Source organism: Sphingomonas zeicaulis, from assembly GCF_050433225.1.
GTDB lineage: Bacteria > Pseudomonadota > Alphaproteobacteria > Sphingomonadales > Sphingomonadaceae > Sphingomonas_D > Sphingomonas_D zeicaulis.
On sequence record NZ_JBNPXQ010000004.1, the window covers coordinates 290,492 to 309,767 of the forward strand.

General features: G+C 66.2%; 19 protein-coding genes. 8 read left to right on the plus strand and 11 right to left on the minus strand.

The annotated features are described in order from the left end of the window. Positions 1-93 precede the first annotated feature (93 nt). The gene (locus tag FHS96_RS16570; protein ID WP_110152417.1) at positions 94-978 is read right to left on the minus strand and encodes a hypothetical protein; all 885 of its coding nucleotides are present in this window, start codon (positions 976-978) and stop codon (positions 94-96) included. Positions 979-1,168: 190 nt separating this feature from the next. On the opposite strand from FHS96_RS16570, the gene FHS96_RS16575 reads away from it, so the two are divergent. The 4 genes from FHS96_RS16575 (at position 1,169) to FHS96_RS16590 (ending at position 2,950) form a co-directional block, all read left to right on the plus strand. After that, a complete protein-coding gene (locus FHS96_RS16575) occupies positions 1,169-1,411 on the plus strand; it encodes a hypothetical protein (RefSeq protein ID WP_429593843.1) in 243 nt (80 codons plus the stop codon). A gap of 219 nt (positions 1,412-1,630) precedes the next feature. Next, positions 1,631-1,888 (plus strand): hypothetical protein, encoded by a 258-nt coding sequence (locus tag FHS96_RS16580; RefSeq protein WP_429593846.1) that lies wholly within the window; start codon positions 1,631-1,633, stop codon positions 1,886-1,888. 233 nt (positions 1,889-2,121) lie between these two features. Continuing rightward, on the plus strand, positions 2,122-2,448 hold the full coding sequence (locus FHS96_RS16585) for a hypothetical protein (RefSeq protein WP_219997740.1): 327 nt from the start codon (positions 2,122-2,124) through the stop codon (positions 2,446-2,448). Between the two features lie 4 nt (positions 2,449-2,452). Beyond that, entirely contained in the window at positions 2,453-2,950 is a 498-nt protein-coding gene (locus tag FHS96_RS16590) for a hypothetical protein (RefSeq protein WP_110152421.1), read from the plus strand. Between the two features lie 347 nt (positions 2,951-3,297). Here FHS96_RS16590 and FHS96_RS16595 read toward each other — a convergent pair whose 3' ends face one another. The 3 genes from FHS96_RS16595 to FHS96_RS16605 form a co-directional block, all read right to left on the minus strand. Then, on the minus strand, positions 3,298-4,380 hold the full coding sequence (locus tag FHS96_RS16595) for an HNH endonuclease family protein (RefSeq protein ID WP_429593849.1): 1,083 nt from the start codon (positions 4,378-4,380) through the stop codon (positions 3,298-3,300). Beyond that, entirely contained in the window at positions 4,377-5,591 is a 1,215-nt protein-coding gene (locus FHS96_RS16600; protein ID WP_429593852.1) for an adenine-specific methyltransferase EcoRI family protein, read from the minus strand. The genes FHS96_RS16595 and FHS96_RS16600 overlap by 4 nt, the downstream gene beginning before the upstream one ends. A 1,343-nt stretch (positions 5,592-6,934) precedes the next feature. Then, positions 6,935-8,314 carry a DUF418 domain-containing protein gene (locus FHS96_RS16605; protein ID WP_429593855.1) on the minus strand — a complete coding sequence of 460 codons (1,380 nt, stop codon included), beginning with the start codon at positions 8,312-8,314 and terminating at the stop codon, positions 6,935-6,937. A 271-nt stretch (positions 8,315-8,585) separates the two neighbouring features. On the opposite strand from FHS96_RS16605, the gene FHS96_RS16610 reads away from it, so the two are divergent. Continuing rightward, on the plus strand, positions 8,586-8,957 hold the full coding sequence (locus FHS96_RS16610; RefSeq protein WP_429593858.1) for a nuclear transport factor 2 family protein: 372 nt from the start codon (positions 8,586-8,588) through the stop codon (positions 8,955-8,957). Positions 8,958-8,960: 3 nt separating this feature from the next. Here the strand turns inward: FHS96_RS16610 and chrA are convergent, their stop codons facing one another. Together chrA and FHS96_RS16620 are read right to left on the minus strand one after the other, a co-directional pair. Then, the gene (chrA, locus tag FHS96_RS16615) at positions 8,961-10,340 is read right to left on the minus strand and encodes a chromate efflux transporter (RefSeq protein WP_429593861.1); all 1,380 of its coding nucleotides are present in this window, start codon (positions 10,338-10,340) and stop codon (positions 8,961-8,963) included. Then, on the minus strand, positions 10,337-11,287 hold the full coding sequence (locus FHS96_RS16620; RefSeq protein ID WP_429593864.1) for a chromate resistance protein ChrB domain-containing protein: 951 nt from the start codon (positions 11,285-11,287) through the stop codon (positions 10,337-10,339). Before FHS96_RS16620 ends, chrA begins: the two co-directional genes overlap by 4 nt. 48 nt (positions 11,288-11,335) lie before the next feature. Between FHS96_RS16620 and FHS96_RS16625 the strand changes: the two genes are divergently transcribed. Further along, complete coding sequence (locus FHS96_RS16625; RefSeq protein WP_429593867.1) at positions 11,336-12,688, plus strand: alginate export family protein; 1,353 nt, start codon at positions 11,336-11,338, stop codon at positions 12,686-12,688. On the opposite strand, the gene FHS96_RS16630 is transcribed toward FHS96_RS16625, so the two are convergent. Further along, on the minus strand, positions 12,685-13,119 hold the full coding sequence (locus FHS96_RS16630; protein WP_429593870.1) for an ATP-binding protein: 435 nt from the start codon (positions 13,117-13,119) through the stop codon (positions 12,685-12,687). The two genes, FHS96_RS16625 and FHS96_RS16630, sit on opposite strands and share 4 nt — an antisense overlap. A 119-nt stretch (positions 13,120-13,238) precedes the next feature. Here FHS96_RS16630 and FHS96_RS16635 point away from each other — a divergent pair, with 119 nt between their 5' ends. Together FHS96_RS16635 and FHS96_RS16640 are read left to right on the plus strand one after the other, a co-directional pair. Next, a complete protein-coding gene (locus FHS96_RS16635) occupies positions 13,239-13,673 on the plus strand; it encodes a FecR family protein (protein ID WP_429593873.1) in 435 nt (144 codons plus the stop codon). Beyond that, positions 13,670-14,275 carry an OmpA family protein gene (locus FHS96_RS16640; RefSeq protein WP_429593876.1) on the plus strand — a complete coding sequence of 202 codons (606 nt, stop codon included), beginning with the start codon at positions 13,670-13,672 and terminating at the stop codon, positions 14,273-14,275. The genes FHS96_RS16635 and FHS96_RS16640 overlap by 4 nt, the downstream gene beginning before the upstream one ends. Positions 14,276-14,329: 54 nt before the next feature. Here FHS96_RS16640 and FHS96_RS16645 read toward each other — a convergent pair whose 3' ends face one another. The 4 genes from FHS96_RS16645 to FHS96_RS16660 all read right to left on the minus strand — a co-directional run bounded on the left by FHS96_RS16645 (position 14,330) and on the right by FHS96_RS16660 (position 19,187). Further along, on the minus strand, positions 14,330-16,429 hold the full coding sequence (locus FHS96_RS16645; RefSeq protein WP_429593879.1) for a CHASE2 domain-containing protein: 2,100 nt from the start codon (positions 16,427-16,429) through the stop codon (positions 14,330-14,332). Next, a complete protein-coding gene (locus tag FHS96_RS16650) occupies positions 16,404-17,366 on the minus strand; it encodes an MBL fold metallo-hydrolase (RefSeq protein WP_429593882.1) in 963 nt (320 codons plus the stop codon). Before FHS96_RS16650 ends, FHS96_RS16645 begins: the two co-directional genes overlap by 26 nt. A gap of 11 nt (positions 17,367-17,377) precedes the next feature. Continuing rightward, entirely contained in the window at positions 17,378-17,704 is a 327-nt protein-coding gene (locus tag FHS96_RS16655) for an STAS domain-containing protein (RefSeq protein ID WP_429593885.1), read from the minus strand. A gap of 148 nt (positions 17,705-17,852) precedes the next feature. Further along, positions 17,853-19,187, minus strand: coding sequence for a PQQ-dependent sugar dehydrogenase (locus FHS96_RS16660; RefSeq protein WP_429593888.1), 1,335 nt, complete (start codon positions 19,185-19,187; stop codon positions 17,853-17,855). Positions 19,188-19,276 lie beyond the last annotated feature (89 nt).

The window sequence follows — 19,276 nt, forward strand, 5'->3', positions numbered from 1 at the left end:
CACCTCCTTTCCTCCGGGAAGGACATCCGCACGAACCCGGCCAAGGACTGCCGTGCGGTGTCAGGGAGATTGTGACGGCGGCTGGTCATCCGATCAGCCGCCGTTGTCTTGTAGGGGCGGACGCGGCCCAGCCGGTGCGGGCTCTCCGCCGGACACCTTGATGGTTCCCTCGCCCGTGTAGATGAGCTTGAACATCGTCGCCGCCGCCGTCAGCCAGTCGACGCGCTTGTCTACGGACCATGCCGTCTTCGCGGGTGGCAGCTCGTGCAAGAGGCCGACGATGAAGGGGTGCAGACCCGGCGGGAGCTCGGAGCCAGCCCCACCAGCCCCCCCGCCGTTCCCGCCGCCACCATTGCCGTTTCCATTGCCGCCGCTCTCGCCGTTCTGACGCTCATCGGGGCGATCAGCCGGAGGCGACGGCGCCGCAAACGCGGGCTTGGTGAGCCGACCGGTCTGCCCGTCAATGTAGCCAGCGTACTGAGCGGATTTCGTGAAGGTCTGCCTCGCCCGGTCCTTCTGCTTGGGCGCAACGCCCATGCTCTCCATCTGGCTCTCAATCGCGCCGGGGGGCGGAAGCGCGTAACCTTTGTACTTCTCGTACATCTGACGGTAAAGCGGCACACGAAGGAACGCCTCAGCCAGCGCGGGCGCCGAGCGGTCGCCGTCGAGAGCGTCGAGGCCCATAGACGTGACCGTAATGTGCGGCCCGCTCGTCTCGATCAGCCCGAACATGCGCCCCGCCGAAAGCCGCGAGCGGAAGCCGCCGCCGGAGGCAGTCTGATTCATCCATGCCGCAAGCTGGACGTCCTCGGCCTGGGTGCCGGCCTTGGTGTGGAGGGTGCGCACCATCTCCACGGTGGACTCAAGATCGCTGTAGGGGAACTCGATGGTCGATCGCTCACGCGTCCGCTTCGCGGGCGCCTCCTGAGGAGCGTCGCCACCGAGCAATTCTTCGAACTCGTCGCCCGTGTCGGCCACCCGGACCTCCCAATATTCGCGAGCACAGCACCCGCAGCAGCATCCATATGCTACTCCGCAGACGAACTGTCAATCATGACCGGGATTTTCGTATTGCGATGCAGACGGTGACGGCTGCGGACTCGTCTTTTTCTGGGTTGCGGCGCAGACGGCGGGCATAGCTTACGCCTTCACCAGCGCGTTCACACCGGTGGCCAGCTACCGTCAGCGGCATGGCAACGGCATCCCACTGTCAGTCGAACGCAAGGCGGCGTTCCCGGCGCCGAGCTTGCGCCGTTCTTCGGCTTCCTCGGTCACCGCCTTGGAGGCCGCACGATTTGGAGCGACGCCCTGCGCGGCCTCGGTGCCCAGCTACACGGCGCGGCAACGGGCAACGCGCGAGCAGGCGGCCGCGCTGGGCATCGCGCAGATGGTCGCCGACCTGCCGTCGTGAGTCACCGCCCGTCACGCATCTACCACGGCGCGGACTGGCAAAGGCCGCCGATCACCCGCCGGCCCTACTTCCGGTGTCGCCGCGCCTTCTACAGCCACGGCCCAGGCAACCGGATGTGCGAGCCGTGCGCGTGAGGTCGGCGCACGCGAGCCCCTTTACCGTCCGATACTCCTCCTCAAAGTCGTTGGCCACGAGGCCATCAGAGCCTATATCGACGGTATGGCAAAGACCCCCTCCAAGAGTTGGCTTCCCAAGCGCAGCGGGTCCTCAGGTCCCTTTCTGACAGCCAAGGAGGGAAGTGACAGGGCGCGAACCACTGAAACCGAGAAAATCGGCAGCGAGGGTCGTTCCAGCAACACCCACTATCGCAGCAGCGTGTCAGGGCGCTTTGTTCTCCCGAACGGCGAGTACATCACCACCGTGCGCAAGGACGTGATGGACCGAGCGTTGGGCCGCGGCGAGTTTAAGAAGAAATGAACGAGGCTGCGCCTAATCAGGAGGCGCGAGCCCCAGCACACAGCCGAGCCTTCGAGGCACTTGTTCAGGGACCAGATGACCTTGTGGGGCTTCTTGCGTACGCGACCTACAAGCAGTCGGTGCGAGAGGCCGCTCTGGCCGGGCAAGCTTTGCCTGACAGGGCGGCGCGGAGCCTTCCGCCCGCGTTGGTTGCGGCGCTCCGCTCTTCCGCAGAGCAGACACTCACGAAGGTCGTGAGCGACGGTATCGCGCAGGCAACACCCGACATTCAGAACAGCGCTATGATCGCGACCCTCAATGGCAATCAGAAGGAGCTGTTGAGTGCCCTTCAAGGCGAGCGCCAGAGGATCGAGGGGCACATCACGTCACGCACGGGAGTGATCTCGTCCTTTCTGACGAACTTGGCCGCTTGGGGCGTCACCCTTCTGATCGCCGTCGCTATCCTCTATCTCTCCAACCGGCCGTCGGTGGAGTCGACAATCCTGAAGTCGATTGACAAGCCTGCGGCTCCTCAGCCGCGGCAAGGTGCGCTCCCGCCTTCGGCTCCCACGAAAGGATAAGCGTGTGTTACTGGGCATCGAACGTGTCGTCCCCAACCGCGAGATTGAGCCCGGAAGGTTCTACTTGGCGCCGCACTACGATGATGAGTCGGTGCTTTTTCAGTGCATCAGGATTGGGGAGACAGGCGATGGCGAGCCTGACCTGCGGGCGCTGAGGTTCTCGCCCGGCACGCAGTACCCCATATCGCTCGAAAGCATCCCTCACAACGGTCCGCTCGTCGCCCTTCCTGAGGTCCACGTCCGAGTAGATGCGCCCTCGCTGACGGCCACGAGCCACACATCGAGTGTACGCTCCGGCATGTTCCTTGTTGCCGGCAACGAAGCCTTCGTCGCCGCTCCTCAGGGCTTCCGGGAGTGGGCTCTGATAAACATTTCGACCGGTCGCCCGACCGTTGGACGCTGGCGAGCGGATTGGGCAGCGTTCTCGCGCTGGCTGCTCGTAATCGAGGACAACGGCGAAGAGATACCTATCGCCGATTTCACGGGGACCGAGAGCGCCTGAATCGGACCGTGAACAGGCCGAGCTTATCCGCCGAGATTTTCCGCGAGGCGCGGCGCTCATATTGCCCGGGGAGCTACCCCGTCTAAGGCCGCCCGGACGGGCGGCCTTACAAACTACCTGTTCGGCACGCCGCACTCTACAATAGCAGCTATTGGGCCGGTTCAGGACTGGCAGGTTTCAGCCGACCATGTCGGGAAAGCCGCCGCAGAAATCGACTGACCCACGCATGACGGCTTCCAACCAACATGCGTCGTTCGCGATGCCGTTTTCAACGTCAGCTAGCACCGGAACCTGCCGTTCGCTCAGAGCGAGGCTGTGTGGCAGCAACGCGCCCCAATTACGGACATTCAGCGACCACCCTTGCGGCGGTTGTCCTCCAAGCAGAGCATCTGGCAATTGGCGGCAGTCGTTTTGCCGCCAGCGTGCCAAGGCGTAATGTGGTCGGCTTCCATGCCCTCAATCTCGTAATGCTTCTCGCAGTCGGGGCAGATGCCCTTTTGGCGCTCATACGCCTCGCGCCGCATTGCTGGGCTGAACGCGCGAATGCTCAGGTGCTTCTCCTTGCCGTCGAGCAGGTAGGAGTAGATGCCTCGCTTCCGCTCCACGTCCTCGTCCAGCATGAGCCGCGTGACCTCGTCCTCCAGCTTCTTGGAGTCGAAGGGAACGGTCTTGAACTGGTTGAAGAGTTCACCCCAGGAAACGCCCTTCATCTCCTTGCGGTAATGCGGGAAGGTCGCCTGCACCCACGCGATTACGCCTTGAAAGTAGAGCCATAGTTCGTTGGCGTTCGGGTCATGCTGATGCTTGGCCATGTAGCCTTCGACATAACCATCGTTGATCCAACCGATCGCCGTTTCCAGGTACGCCTGGCGGTTCAGTTCGCCGTTGATGTATTTGCTACCCAGGCCGTAGGCCGCGCATCCGTTCTTGCTGAAGTACCGCTTGGCATCCGTCACCCAAGATCCGGCATACACGGCGTTGCGGAGTTCCTGGTGGGTCAGCTGGACGCCGGCGATGTTGATCGTCTGAAACCAGTCCAGCTTCTCGCTGTCCGTGCCGCTGCACTGATAGACCATCAACTCGTAGGCGAGCACCTTCGCCTTCTCGTCGGGCTGGAGATTGTAGAAGTAGCGGCCCTTGAACGAGAACTCACCGTTCACGTACTGGCAGATTGAGATGGTGCGTTGCTGGCCGTCGATGACCTCGAAGTCGCCATCCTCGCGAACCGCCCAATACATTACGTTCAGGGGGAAGCCCTTAAACACGGTCTCGATGACCGCGGCGCGTTGCTTGTCCTTATAGATGAACTCGCGCTGGTACGGAGGGCGAATGTCCAGCTTTCCGCCGAAGCCGACAACGCCATTCTCGGCGTTGTCCTCATAGTCGGCCGTCAGGTCGCCAATCGTGATCCGCTCCAGCTCGATCTTCACGAAACCGCTCCCTTTCGCCGAATGAACAAGCGCCTGTAGATGCCTCGAACCGGATAACCCACGTCGAAATGAGTGCCCGCGCCGAAGGTGTCCGTCCGCACAACGCAACCAAGCGTCCCAGTGTTGGATTTCTGTCGCACACCGTCGACGACGCGCTCCTTCGTCCCGTAGTTTTTTGTTCTAGGATAATCCAAACCGCTGAGTCCCAGTATCTCGAACTGCTCAGGGTTGTACTTGTCCAAAAACGTCAGCGGGACACCCATAACCCCATCGTAATCCGCTGGTATGTCGGCGACTCTGGCTACTTCGATCGCGTCATAGTTGTCGTATGTGGGATACTCTTCCGGTGAGTAGGTCCGGTAGAGGATCAAGTTCTCATGCCGCTTTGCAATGTCGAGATTCGTGAACCAGCACGCATTTCCGAGACTTCGCCACTTCTTACCTTCCTCATCGACCCAGAAGCGCGTCTCGCGAGGTGGATAGGAATCTGGCACGCGGAAACTCATGTCGCCGTTGTGGTTTCCTAGCCACATCTTATCTTCCTGAATCAGGCGGAAGATTTCTTTGTAGCTGATAGCGTTCTGGTTACCCACCAAGATGAACTTCTTGTCATGCTTGTTCAGGAGCGTGACGAACTCGCGAAACAGTGAGAAAGGTGGATTGGTGACGACGATGTCAGCCTGCTTGAGAAGTTCAATGCTCTCCGGGCTACGAAAGTCACCGTTACCTTCAAGTGGCTGAACGCCGATCTCGCTAGGATCGGGAACCATGTTGTGATTCTTGTCCCCGTTGTATTCGAGGAAGATCGCCTTCTCCGAGTTGTTCTGGCTGAACAGGTCGGCATCCTGATTCTTGTAGCAGGTGGCGATGAGTCGCTTGAGGCCCAACTCCTCGAACGAGTAGCTAAAATAGTGGAAGAAGTTGCTGACGCGAGGGTCGTCGCAGTTGCAGTAGACAACCTGGCCCTTGAAGTGCTTCTTGTAGTGTCGCAGTTCGCGCTCAATGTCGGGAAGCTGGGTGTAAAACTCGTCTTCCTTGGCCTTCTTCGCGTCCGCAAGATTACTGTTCAGACTCTTACTCGCCACGCTGGTCTCCGTTGCTGGTCGTACCCAGCCATGTTCAATTCCAGTTTGTTCCTCCCACACCTGGTCGCCAGCGGCAAGGAAAGGATCACCGCCGCGACCTGCTAACCCTATGTCAGTCGACGTCACACCGTCTCGTCATCGCCGTGCTGAAGCAGCGACAACGCTAAGTCGGCTTCTGACAAGGGCTGACATCGACTTTTGGCTTGGGAACGGGGGCTAAGTCCCAAACTCAGCCATGCCCCCGTCGCATCAGCGAACGGCGGCTTTCAGGCTTGACCTGACGGGTTCCGCATGACTGGGATTGGGCGCAAAGCGGTCGCGGGCCGTACCGCATTGTGCCGTGAAATCTCGCCCGAAGTGTGGGGGAAAGTGTGGGGCAGCGAGCAGTGGGGGAGTAGATTCCGCTGGAAAATCAATTCGCTACGAAACGCTCCGGGATTCCTCCCGCTCCGCCAGTCAATCCCGAGGATCGCCGGAGTGCGAGGGTCGGAAGGCGCGCCGCCGCCAGCACCAGCTTATCTTTTTTCACGCATCGACATGGGAACCTTCGGCCGGGTTCGGCCATTTTCCCGACATCTGCGGCGCCCCCTTTGCCCCCCCCCGCTCGGGCGCCGCGGATCCCAATTGATAGGCGGCAGGGCTCCGGCTCTGCCGCCCTTTTTGTGTCGGAAGATCCTGCGCCGACTCGTCGCCCGGCCGGATATGCGGCCAGCCGATAGATGAAGATTAGGGACAGCCGCCGGCTTGTGCTGCATGAGCCGCGCACTGCTGCTGAGCATCGCTCGCGCGGTGGCTCGGCGGTATCGTGGGGTACCGCCGAGCCTCTTCGTCATGCCCGCCAGCCGCGCGATCCGCAGGATGCGACGCGGGCGGCGGCGTCTTTCGGATCGGGTTGCGTGAACTTGCTGTTTGTTGATGCGCGACGATTGCGTTTCATGCATCCCGGGCTCAGCCGGGCTGCTCTCCCCACGAGCTTATGCCCGGCAGGTCTGGCACAATCCTATCGCACATCGCCAGGCCGCGTCACCGAACGAATCTGGCGTTCGGTGATTTCGACGGCGCGCGCCCCACACGCGCGTCGCAGCATATATGCGCCGGAACTTGCAGCGGCGGAGCCTTCGGCTCCGTCGCTTTTTCCCCGCGCGCCCACTCACCACAGACTTCCTGCAAACCGCTCTGCCAGCCGCTGCGTGCGGACGGCGTCTGCAACCCAGTCGATGAAGGCGCAGGTCTTGCGCGGCAGCAAGGATCTGATCGCCCGCGCGCGACAGGCCGGCCACACCCGCATCGTCTGCGAAATTAACGCCCACCCGCCGAACCCGGCTTTCCGAAGCCTTCCATCGCAAGCTGGGCTTCACCGTCGTGGGATCGGCGATGCTGTCGGGCGGAACGATCGTGGCGCATCAGGAATTGCGGCTGGCCGACTGAGCCCCGCCGTTGGGGGCATAAGCCGGACCAGCCCCCTTCCCTCAGCCGGCCACCCGGCTGAGCAGCATCGGCTGCGGCTTCCAGTAGACCAGCGAGCGCCAGCCCCATTCGAGTGGGCCATAGGCGAAGGTGCGGAGCCACAGCGCGCTGAAGACGAGGTTTAGCATCCACACCGCGGCGACGACATAGAGCTGCTGATAATATTCGATGGCGCCATACAGCTTCCACGGTCCCCAGGCGAACAGCAACTGACACAGCAGGCTGGTGGCGATATAGTTGCTGAACGCCGTCCGCCCGACATTGCCGAGCAGCCCGGTGACGGGTTTCAGCCAGCCGCTGCGCACGATCAGCAGCAGGATGGAGGCATTGGCAACTGCCCCGGCAAATATCTGGAGACTATAGGGGAGGACCAACCAGCGCACGACCGCGGGGGCGGAAAAGCCATCGGCATGCGCCATCGAAATGCCGAGGAAGGCGATCGGCAGCGCGATCGCATAGCCGGTCGCCGCAACAGACAGGTAGAGGCGGCGGGATCGCATGCCGGTCAGATAACCGCCTTTGAACAGCCCCATGCCCAGCATCATGCTGCCCACCACCTCAAGAATGAGGCCGTTGGTGAAGAGGGCCGTGACAAAGCCTGTATAGCCAGATGCCCGATGCCCGATGCTGTCGAGAAAGGAGAGCCGGCCGGTCTGAACCGCCTGCGCGATCTGCGCCGGGGCCTCCGCTTTCTCCTTCGCCTCCGCGGCGATCGCAGCCGCCTGTTCGGCCGTCGGCGTGCGGTGCGCGGCAAGCGCGGCGCGGCCTTCGATCCGCAATTGCTCGGCGGCAAGCGTGGCCGGCGCGCCGACGAAGTTGGCGAGTCCGATCAATCCGCCGATGATTCCGATCGCCAGCCCCAGGATGATCAGCGTACGCGCGACGAGCCGGCGCAGCGGATACATGCACAGCAGCGCGACCAGCGCATATTGGCTCAGGATATCGCCGCCCCAGATCAACGTGCCGTGGATGGCACCGAACAGCAGCAGCCACAAATTGCGCCGGTAGAAGATGTCGGCCGCCTCGGCGCCCTGTCCACGATGTTCGAAACGCTCGGTCAGCAGCACGATACCGGCACCGAACAGCATCGAGAACAAGGTGCGCATCTTGCCTTCGAAGAACATCCATTTGACCGCCAGGATCACGACGTCCAGTTGCGCATGCCAGCCGACAAAGGCCGGTAGCGCGGTGCCCACGGGCACGTCGTGCACCGCCTCCGGCCCGCTGAAATTATCGATGTTGAGCACGAGGATGCCCAGCAGCGCCAAGCCGCGGAGGATGTCCAGCGTCGCGATCCGCTGGTTCGGCGCGGTGGGTCCGGCGACCGGGCGGATGCTGCCCGCGCCGCGAGGCGCTGTCTGGGGAACGGCGGATGGAAGCACATTCTACTCCTGCTATTCGGTAGGAGCCCGGTTCGCGAGGCGGCACTGCGCATGCGTTGCTTCGGCTGGATTTCAGGTTTCGGTGGTAACGACCGGTGCGGCGGCGCGGGCATCCTCCGTGCTTTGCGGCCGGCACGCCGATCGACCGGTCGGGTTTTTTCGGGATAGATCCCAGGTTGCTGGTTATCGGCGGCCGGCTCGTCCAGTTTCCAGGGGGCCCGCTGCCTGCGCTCAACCTCGTCCGCATCGGCTGATTTCAGGAGGATCGATCATGTCCACGAACCAACCCGAGCAGTTGCTCCACGCCAATCTGCAACGTGTGTTCAACGAACGCGACACGGCGTTGCGGGATCGCGCCGTTGCCGAACTCTATGTCGCGATGCCAGTGATGTATGAGCCCGACGCGGTGGTCGAAGGCGGCGCTGCGATCTCCGCGGTCGCCGGCAAATTGCTCGAACAGTTCGGCGCCGATTTCGCCTTCGTGCCCGCGGCGCCCGTGGTGGCGCATCACGGCCTTGCCGCGCTGCGCTGGCACGCCGGGCCGCGCAACGGCCCCGTCGCCGTCACCGGCATGGACGTCGCCGAGATCGTCGATGGCCGCATCGCCCGGCTGTGGGTGATGCTGGATCCGCCGGCGGCATGAGGATCAGGCGGCGCCGGCGAGCACAATGATCGCGCCGAGCGCCGCCGACAGGAGCAGCACGATCGGCACGCCGAGGCGGAAGCGGAACAGCGCCGCCGCGGCGGCGAGCGCGAGGATCGCCGCCGGCGCGTTGAAACTGGCGAGCACCGGCACGTCGAGGCGACCGCCGGCAAAGGCGACGGGCTCGACCCGGCCGAACAAGGTGTGGATCGCGAACCACAGCGCGAGGTTGAGGATCACGCCCACCACCGCCGCCGCGATCGCCGCCAGCGCAGCGGAGAGCGCCTGGTTGCTGCGCAGCCGCTCCACGAAGGGCGCACCCGCGAAGATCCACAGGAAGCAGGGCAGGAAGGTGACCCAGGTGGTCAGCAGCCCGCCCAGCGTGGCGGCGAGCAGCGGCGGCAGCGATCCGGCGTTGCGGAAGGCGGCGAGGAAGCCGACGAACTGTGTCACCATGATCAGCGGCCCCGGCGTGGTTTCGGCCATGCCGAGCCCATCGAGCATCTCGCCGGGGCGCAGCCAGCCATAGCCCTCCACCGCCTGCTGCGCGACATAGGCGAGCACCGCATAGGCGCCCCCGAAAGTGACGACGGCCATCTGGCTGAAGAAGATCGCGATCCGCGAAAACACATCGTCGGGGCCGCGCAGCAGCGCCAGCGCCGCGACCGGCGCCAGCCATAGCAAAAGCAGCGCTCCACAGATGGAGAGCGACCAGCGCGCATCGGGGCGGGCATGCGCCGGCAGCGCTTCGCCCAGCGCGGAATCGCGATCCTCAAGCACCGCGCCGCCCGCCCGCCGGTGCCCGCCACCGCCGCTGAACGCCGCCAACCCCGCACGACCACCCAGAAAGCCGATCAGTCCCGCCAGCAGCACGACGAGCGGGAAGGGCAGGCCGAACAGGAAGATCGCTGCAAAGGCGAAGGCGGCGATCGCGCGCATCGTGCCATTGCCCAGCGCGCGCGATCCCACCCGGATCACCGCCTGCACGACGATCGCCAGCACCGCCGCCTTCAGCCCGAAGAACAAACCCTCGATCAGCGGCAGATGGCCGAGCAGCACATAGGCATAGCTCAGCGCGAGGATCGCGATCAGCCCCGGCAGCACGAACAGCGCGCCCGCGACCAGCCCGCCCTTCGTGCGGTGGAGCAGCCAGCCGATGTAGATCGCCAGTTGCTGCGCCTCGGGCCCCGGCAGCAGCATGCAATAGTTGAGCGCGTGGAGGAAGCGCGCCTCTCCGATCCAGCGTTTCTCGTCGACGAGGATGCGGTGCATCACCGCGATCTGCCCCGCGGGCCCGCCGAAGCTCAGCGCCGCGATCCGTGCCCAGACCGCCACGGCCTCGCCGAAGCCGATGCCATGATCGTCCGCAGTGTTGCTCATCATCCGGCCTTTCGCGCGCTGAAGAAGGCGTGGAACTGGTCGAGTATGTCGCTGGCGCGCGCGATGCGCTCGCCATCCTCGTCGCTGGTCGCACAGATCGCCTGCAGCATCGCTCCCAGTCCTGGCGTTTCGGGGCGGCCGAACCTGCCGTCGCGGATGTCGAGATCGTGGATGATCTCGCCGATCGCGACGAGCGAGGCATCCTCGGTCAGCCCCGCGCGCAGCAGCAGCGTTTCGAAGCTGCACCGTTCTTCCTCATGGGTGAATTCGGCATCGGCCATGTCGAAGCGCAATTCGTTCGCGCCGGGCATATGGCTGCGGCCGGCGACGAAGCGGAAGCGGGCGTCACGATCAATGAAGCGGCGGATCAGCCACGCGCAGGCGATGCGATCGACATGGACGCCGCTGCGCGTCACCCATACCCGCCCCTTGAGGTCGCCCGGCGTCGCCGGCGCTACCATGGTACGGCCGATATCGGGATGCTGGTCGCGCCGCCGGTCGAGCTCGGCGAGTGCGGCCTCCGCCTGCTGGCGACCATGCGCGCCGAACGGATCGAGCGCACCCACCTCGGCGAAGCGCTTGTGCAGCCGGGCTACCTCGGCCTCGCTGGCGGGGCCGGTCTCGATCAGCCGCTGCGCGGTCTCGACGATGTCGGCATAATCGGCATCCCGCGCGGCATCGAACAGCGCTCGAACATCCTCATCGTTTTGCCCGGCGAGCAGCACCCCATCGATCAGCGTGGCATCCCCGCCGCTGGCGACGACCTCATCGAGCAGCGCACGAAACACGGCCTCGTTGGCGCTCGTCCGCGGCAGCACATGCACCGCATTCTTCAGCGGCACCGCGCCGATCGCCTGCAGACGTCGCCAGATCTTCACGCGGAGGTAAGGGGGCTTCGTCGGCAACTGATGGAGCAGCGCGAGCCAGCGAGCAGGGCGGGTTGTCGGCATGATGATATAGGTATATCATGCGATGCAGGGATAAGGAATAGCTATATCATGAGATTGTCGGCGGCTTGTTTCTGGCTTTGCGCGGCTGGCGCCGGTGCGGCGCTGTGGAGCGCGCCGGCAGCGGCGCAGAAGGAGGGGCTGTCGCTCTCGGGCGCGGTGCGGCTGCGTTACGAGACGATCGCCGGCCAGCCGCGGGTCGGGTTCGATCGCAAGGATGGTCTGCTCAACCTGCGCACCAACATTCTGGCGATGTACCGTGCGGACCGGGTGCGGGTCGGGCTCGAGCTTTATGACAGCCGGGTGTGGGGGGATGATCCGGGCACGCCGGTAACGACCGGCGAGGTCAACGCGCTGGAGCCGGTGCAGGCCTATGTCGCCGCCGATTTCGACGGCGCGCTCGGACCCGGCAGCCGGCTGGCGCTGACCGCGGGGCGGATGATGCTCAACCTCGGCTCGCGGCGGCTGGTCGCCGCCGACGATTACCGCAACACCACCAACAGCTATACCGGGCTGCGTGCGGACGCGGCGCTCAAGGGCGGCTGGGCGGCGACGCTCATCTACATGCTGCCGCAGCAGCGCCGGCCGGAGGATGATGCCGGCATCCGCCGCGCAGCGGTGCGGCTGGATCGCGAGGGCTTCGACACCGTTCTGTGGGGCGGGCAGGTGACAAAGGCGCGGGCGATCGGCCCGGCAACGGCGGAACTCACCTATTTCCACCTCGGCGAACGCGACGCCGCTGATCGGCCGACGCGGGACCGGTCGCTCGACACGTTCGGCGGCCGCATCGTCGCCGAGCCGCATGCCGGTGCGTTCGATTATGAGGTCGAGATGCTCTACCAGACGGGGCATGTCAGCACGGGCCTCGCCGCCAATGCGCCGCGTCAGTCGGTGGGCGCCAGCTTCGTCCATGCGGATGTCGGCTACAGCTTCAAGGGCCCGTGGAAGCCGCGGCTGTCGATCGAATTCGATCGTGCCAGCGGCGATCGTCGCGGCGGCCGCAATGGCCGGTTCGACACGCTGTATGGCATGCGCCGCGCCGATTTCGCCCCCTCGGGCCTCTATGCCGCAATCGGGCGGACCAACATCGTGACGCCCGGCGTGCGGGTGGAAGCGACGCCGAGCCCGCGGCTCGACGGCTTCGCGGTCTATCGCGCGATGTGGCTGGCGGCGGACGAAGACGCCTTCTCCACCACCGGCGTGCGCGACGCCACCGGCGGCTCCGGCGCCTTCGCCGGCCACCAGATCGAGGCGCGCCTGCGCTACTGGATCCTGCGCGAACGGCTGCGCTTCGAGTTCGATGGCCTGCTGCTCGCCAAGGGCCGATTCCTCCGCGACGCACCCAACGCGCCCGCCGGCCGCTGGACGCGCTATGGCTCGTTCAACCTGACCGCGTCGTTCTAGGCGGGCCGCGCGATCTCGATCGTCAGCCGGTTCGCGCCGTCGGCACTGTCATAGCCGGTGATCACCGCCCACGCCGCAAGCAGCCGCAGTCCGGCGCCACCGCCCTCCTCGGGCGGGAGGTCGTCATTGTCGGGCGGCGCCGTGCGCGGATCGAAGGGGCGGCCGCGATCGACGATGTCCAGCCGGATCGCATCCTCCGCGCGCGCCAGTGCCAGCGTGATGCTGCTGTCCACCGGTAACGCGCCATGGTCGATGAGGTTGGCGACCAATTCCTCGACGAGGATGAGCAGCCGCATGCACCATTCGCCGTCGCAGCCGGCGCCGGCGGCAAAGCGTTCGGCCATGTCGATCGCGGCGGCGATCGCGCTGCCGTCGGTCGGCAGATCCGCAATGCCCGTCGGGCAGGTCGCGTGCCGATGCAGGCCGCTCATCGCCGGCACGACGCCCTCTTGCACGCGCCCCCAAACCGGGCGCGACCGTATGAGGGTGGCGGATTGCATCGCATCGCGCGGCAGCCTATCGTGAATGCGACCAGATCGGGAGAGGTGTGATGGGCCGTCTCGCCGTTTTTGCCGTGCTGTATCTGCTGCTGACCGGCGCCGCGCCCGCGGATCGGGTGATCGGGCGCGTCAAGATCGCCAGTGGGCAAGCCTCGATCCTGCGCGCCGGCGTGCCGATGCCCGCGAAGGTGGGCGCGACGCTCAAGAGCGGGGACATCCTCGACACCGGACGAGACGGGCGCATCGGCGTGACGTTCGTCGACAACAGCCGCTTCGCCGCCGGGCCGAACAGCCGCATCGATCTCGCGCGCTTCGAATTCGATCCGCGCACGCATGACGGCGAATTCCTCACCAAGGTCGATCGCGGCTCGCTTGCGGTGATCTCCGGCCAGATCGCCAAGCGCAGGCGGGATGCGATGCGCGTCCGCACGCCCACCGCGCTGCTCGGCGTGCGGGGCACGCGGTTCGTGGTCACGGTGGAATGACGCGCATCGCAGCGGCGCTGGTCCTGCCGGCGCTGGTGATGCTGGCCGGTTGCGCGCACCGCGAAACGCTCACCTTGCTGCACCATGAGGGCGGCACGCCCGGCGATGCCGGCGCGGTCGCGGTGCTCGATCCTGATACGGGCCGGGAGATCGGCCTCGTCGACCGCGCGGACAGCCGCGCGAAGCTCAGGCCCGGCAGCGCGGATGTGCGCACGAGCGGCAAATCGCTCGAGCCCCGCCACGCCGCGCTGTTCTCGGCAATGCCCCGCGCGCCCGAGCCCTTCGTGCTGACCTTCGACACGAATGACGTTGCGCTCGACGCCGCCTCCCAGGCGCTGGTGCCGAAGCTCGTCCAGACCGTTCTCGACTGGCCCGGCGCCGATCTCGCGATCGTCGGCCACACCGATTCCGCGGGCGAGGATGACTATAACGACACCCTCTCCGAAGATCGTGCCCAGGCGGTCGCACGGATCATCGAGGCAGCGGGCGTCGATGTGATGATCGTCGAGGTCGTCGGCCGCGGCGAGCGCCAACCGCTGGTGCCCAATCCGCCCGATGGGCATGAACGGCGCAACCGGCGGGTCGAGGTGATCGTTCGGTAGATAGGTCGGGCGGGCGTGAATAACCTCTCGAATAATAGCTCAATACACGACCCCTTATCTCCCACTCCCTCGATACCGGAACGCCAGAACCGTCAGGTCGTCCGTGGCCTCGCCGCCATGCTCGAGCGTACGCACCGCGGCATGAAGGCGGTGGCACGCGTCGTCGACGGGGCCGGCATTGCCCCAGCCCTGCAGCGTCTCTGCGACACCCGCCTTGCCGAAGGTCCGGCCGATGGCGTCCTGTGCTTCGGTGACGCCGTCAGACAGCAGGATTACCGTGTCGCCGGGGCTCAGCCGCACCGTGGCGGTGCCGTAGATCATGTCCTCCGCCGCGCCGAAGGGCGGGCCGCCGTCCGAGCGGAGCGGGGCGGGGGTGCCCTCCGCGGGCACAAGCCAAGGGTCCTCATGGCCGACGCCGGCATAGCTGAGATCGCCGGTACGACAGTCGAGCAGCGCGATCGCCATGGTCACGAACATGTCCTCGACATTGTCGCGCATGATCTCCGCGTTGAGCGTTTCGAGCGCCGGCGCCAGGTCCGAGACTCCGCGCGACAGCACGCTGCGCGTCAATGCGCGGGATAGCGCCATGAACAGCGCCGCCGACATGCCCTTGCCGGTAACGTCGCCGACGAACAGGCAGAGCCGGTCGGCATCGAGGCGGATAACGTCGTAGAAATCGCCGCCGGTGTCCCGCGCCGGCTCGATCAGTCCGCCGATCTCGACGCGGTGGTCAAGTGTGGCGAGCAGCGTCGCATCGGGCAGCATCGCCTGCTGCATGTCACGCGCGGCGGTGAGTTCGCCAGCGCTGTGCGCGGCGGCGAGTTGCTCGGCCCACAGGGCGCGCTGCAGCGCCGCCTGGTGCCGGCGGCCCTCGGCGTAGAGCAGCAGCACGGTCACCCCGCCCGCGGCGAGGCCGGAGAGCAGCGGCAGTACCGGATCGAGCAACAGCCCGCCGCGGCCGAACGCTGCCGCGCTGGCTGCGATCGTCGCCAGCACCGCCGTCAGCGCCAGCAGCGCCACCCGCCACGGCCGCCGCTGGGGCGAGAAGGTGCCGAACAGCAGCAGCAGTGCCAGCGCCGCCGCGCGCTCCGCCCACAGCGCCCAGCCGGGTCGCGACAGGCTGTCGCCGGCGAGGATCGCGTCCACCGCCATCGCCTGCACGCTGACGCCATAGCCCTGTGGCGCAAGCGGCGTGGATACCATGTCGGCAGTGCCCGCGCCGCCCAGCCCTACCAGAACGATGCGGTTGCGGAACTGGGCGGCGGGGGCCGGATCGCCGAGCACGCTCGCCGCCGAGAATTGCGCGCTGGCGGGCAGCGTACCGAACCGCATCCGCATCGCGCCATCAGGATCGACCGCCAGTCGACGGCCACCCATCTCCACCGCGTGCAGCCGCCCGTTGCGGATGACGGGCGTCACCGACTGCGTGCGGCTGGCGACGCGTGCCAGTTCCAGCGCGAAGCCGGGATTGGGGATGCCCGCCACGGTCGCGACCAGCGGCACGCGGCGCTGGGTGCCATCGGCATCGGCAGCGCCGTTGAGCAGGCCATGCCCCTCGGCGACATCGTCGATCGTCTGGATGTTGGCGAGTGCCCGGTCCCATGCGCGGACGCCGGGGGGGAGGGGGGCGGTGAACTGCGCCTCGACCGCGAGCGGCGCCGCCGCCGCATCCTTTTCAGCAGCGATTCCAGCGCGGCCGAGCACTACCGGCGAACGGCCGATGACCTGTGCGAGCACGCGATCCATCGAGGGCAGTCCGCGCACCTCCTCCGCCACCGGCGCGGGCAGTTCGTCATAGAAGGCGGCGAAACCGACCGGGTCGCGCGGATCGGGTTCCGATAGCAGCATGTCCAGCCCGATCACCGCGGCGCCGCGATCGTGGATGGTTTCGACCAGCCGGGCGATGGCATAGCGGGACCAGGGCCAGGGGCCGATCTGGTCGATGCTGGCATCGTCGATCAGCACCACCGCGACGCGGGTGTCGGTGAAGTCGCGCGGCATCATTTGCTGCCACAGGTCGAACAGCGGCCGGCGCAGCGCATCGGCCTGCGGCGCGAAACTTGCCGCCAGCACCAGCAGCCCCGCGACGATGCCCGCCAGCCTCGCGCGGCCGGCGCGGATGCCGGGATCAGACGTCGAGTTCGAGTCCGTCATAGGCGCACACCACCTCGATCGGCGGGCCGTCGCCACGGCCCAGTTCCTCATAGCGGATGGTCTCGCGATGCACCGTCTCGATCATCGCATCGCTGGCGGCGGGCTCGTGGTGGAACATCACCAGCCGGCCCGCGCCCGCGGCCCGGCACAGGTCGACCGCGGTCAGGCTGCTCGAATGGCCCCAATCCTCGCGCAGCGTAACCGCGTCGGCCAGCGAATACATGGTGTCGCAGATCACCGTGTCGGCGCCGCCGAAGAAGCGCTCGAACCGCGTCTCGCCTTCCATATCGTCGATGGGATGCTCGGAATCGGTGCTGTAGATCAATGTCCGGCCATCGCCCTCGATGCGGAAGCCATAGCTGTCATGATCGTGGAACTGGCGGATCACCGAAACCGTCAGCCCTTCGACCTCGATCGGCTCGCCCGGCGTCAAGGTGACGAACTCGATCGTGGCGCCCAGCGCCGCGAACGGCACCGGAAAGGAGATCGCCTCCTGCTGGCGCACCAGAGCCTCGCGCGCCTCGGCATGGCCGGCATAGATGGTGATGCGCGCCTGCGGGTCATAGGCTGGCCCGAAGAAGGGGAAGCCCATGATATGGTCCCAATGCGGGTGCGACAGGAAGATGCGGAAGTCGCGCGGCCGCCCCTCGGCGTAGCGCGCGATTGCGCTGCCGCCGAACCCACGCAGGCCCGAGCCGAGGTCGCACAGCAGGAAGGGGCCGGTGCCGCGGTCGATCTCGACGCAGCTCGTCGCGCCGCCATAGCCGCCCCCCACGGAGAAGGGGAGTTCGCCGGTGACGAAGGCGAGCGCGGCTTGTTCGTCGTCGAACCGCCGCCCGCCGGCTGCAACCAGCGCGCGGGCGATCTTGCCGGCGACGGTGGCGGCATCGGCCGCGACGGGCAGCGATCCGCGGGTTCCCCAGAAACGCAGGCGCACGGACGTCGCTCCTATGGCTGGATGGTCTCGCGAATCTCGAAGATCTTGTCGTAGCGGCTGATCGCCAGGATCTCCCGCATCGGCGCCGAGGGGCGGGCGAGCGCGATCGGCGTGTCACTCTCGCCGGCTTCGCGCCGCGCGATCGTCAGCACCCGCAATCCGCGAGACGACATGTAGGGCACCGCGCCGAGATCGATGACCAGCGCCAGGCCGGCGTCGCGCGCCTCCGCCAGCGCCGCGGTCAGCGCATCGCGAAACGCCTCCCATTGCGTCTCGTCGATCCGGCCGACGGGGCGGACGACCAGGGCCTCGGCGGTTCGGCTGCTCGTCGTGTCCATCTCCGCCCTCGTTCGCTCAGGCGCGCATAGCCGCACAGCGGCAATGCGGCGTCAAGCGGTGTGTTTCACCCTCCGTCCGTCCGGATGAGCAAAAAGCCCTTTCCCGCGAAGTGCGGGAGAGGGCTCGTCATGCGCTTTCCAGCCAGCCTTACCGCGCCGCGCTCACCCGCCACACGGTGTTGCCGACATCGTCCGCCACCAGCAGCGCGCCCTTGCCGTCGATGATCGTGCCGACCGGGCGGCCGCGGGCGTCGCCCTCGACGAGGAAGCCGGTCAGCACGTCGATCGGCTTGGCGTTCTTCGCGGGGAAGCCATCCGGCCCGAACGGCACGAACACCACCTTGTAGCCGGAGGCCGGCTTGCGGTTCCACGAACCATGCTGGCCGATGAAGGCGCCGCGCACGAAGCGGCCGCCCAGCTGCGCGCGATCGGCGAAGGCGAGGCCGAGCGAGGCGGTGTGCGGCCCCAGCGCATAATCGGGGCGACGGGTATATTCGAGCATGTCCGGCCGCTCGGGCTGGACGCGCTTGTCGGGATAGCCGCTCCAATAGGCCCAGGGCCAGCCGAAGAAATCGCCCTCGTTGACCTGGGTCAGATAATCCGGTGCCAGGTCGCCGCCGAGCATGTCGCGTTCGTTGACGGTGGTCCACAAGGTGCCGCTCACGGGCTCCCACGCCAAGCCGTTGGGGTTGCGCAGCCCGCTGGCGAACACGCGGCGGCGGCCGGTCTTGGGATCGACCTCGAGGATCGCGGCGCGGTTGACCTCGGTCTCCATGCCGTTCTCGCCGATATTGCTGTTCGACCCGACCGTCACATACAGCCGCGTGCCGTCCGCGTTGGCGAGCACGTTGCGCGTCCAGTGATTGTTGGGCTGGGTCGCGGGCAGATCGATGATCTTGCGGCCCTTGGCGCTGATCTTCGTCTCACCCACCTTGAACGGGAAGGCCATCAGCGCATCGGTGTTGCCGACGTAGAGCGTGTCGCCGACCAGCGCCATGCCGAAGGGGGAGTTGAGCCCCTCGAGCAGCGCGAACTTCTGCTCCGCGATGCCGTCGCCATTGGCGTCGCGCAGCAGCGAGATGCGGTTGGCGGAAGGCACGCCGGCGCCGGCGCGGCCCATCAGCCAGCCCATGATCCGCTGGGTGACGCTGCCCCCGGCTTCGCTTTTGGGCTTGTTCGATTCGGCCACCAGCACGTCGCCGTTGGGCAGCAACGTCATCCAGCGCGGGTGATCGAGCCCGGTGGCGAAGGGCTGGACCTTCAACCCGCCCGCGGGCGTCGGCATCTGCCCCTCTTTCCAGCCGACCGGATCGGCGATGTTCACCGTCGGAATCGATTCGTTGGAAGGGCGGGTGATGGTGGGCTTGGCGCCCGTCACCGCCTCCACCGAAAGCGTGGCGGATTGCCCGCGCAGGAAGAAGAACCATCCGGCGAACAGGAAGACAGCCAGGACGGCGACGAGGATCAGGACGCGCTTCAGCATGCGCCTTATCTAGGCGGTCGCGACGCCGCCGAACAGGTGGTGCTTGATTTCAAAAGACGATTGCGGAGAGATCCGCCCGCCGCCTGCCC

Excerpts from the sequence above, each read along its gene's own strand:
- FHS96_RS16645 (WP_429593879.1), bottom strand. The coding sequence starts at position 16,429 with ATGACGGACTCGAACTCGACGTCTGATCCCGGCATCCGCGCCGGCCGC.
- FHS96_RS16620 (WP_429593864.1), bottom strand. The coding sequence starts at position 11,287 with ATGCCGACAACCCGCCCTGCTCGCTGGCTCGCGCTGCTCCATCAGTTG.
- chrA (WP_429593861.1), bottom strand. The coding sequence starts at position 10,340 with ATGATGAGCAACACTGCGGACGATCATGGCATCGGCTTCGGCGAGGCC.
- FHS96_RS16630 (WP_429593870.1), bottom strand. The coding sequence starts at position 13,119 with ATGAGCGGCCTGCATCGGCACGCGACCTGCCCGACGGGCATTGCGGAT.
- FHS96_RS16625 (WP_429593867.1), top strand. The coding sequence starts at position 11,336 with ATGAGATTGTCGGCGGCTTGTTTCTGGCTTTGCGCGGCTGGCGCCGGT.
- FHS96_RS16580 (WP_429593846.1), top strand. The coding sequence starts at position 1,631 with ATGGCAAAGACCCCCTCCAAGAGTTGGCTTCCCAAGCGCAGCGGGTCC.
- FHS96_RS16655 (WP_429593885.1), bottom strand. The coding sequence starts at position 17,704 with ATGGACACGACGAGCAGCCGAACCGCCGAGGCCCTGGTCGTCCGCCCC.
- FHS96_RS16635 (WP_429593873.1), top strand. The coding sequence starts at position 13,239 with ATGGGCCGTCTCGCCGTTTTTGCCGTGCTGTATCTGCTGCTGACCGGC.
- FHS96_RS16660 (WP_429593888.1), bottom strand. The coding sequence starts at position 19,187 with ATGCTGAAGCGCGTCCTGATCCTCGTCGCCGTCCTGGCTGTCTTCCTG.
- FHS96_RS16640 (WP_429593876.1), top strand. The coding sequence starts at position 13,670 with ATGACGCGCATCGCAGCGGCGCTGGTCCTGCCGGCGCTGGTGATGCTG.
- FHS96_RS16610 (WP_429593858.1), top strand. The coding sequence starts at position 8,586 with ATGTCCACGAACCAACCCGAGCAGTTGCTCCACGCCAATCTGCAACGT.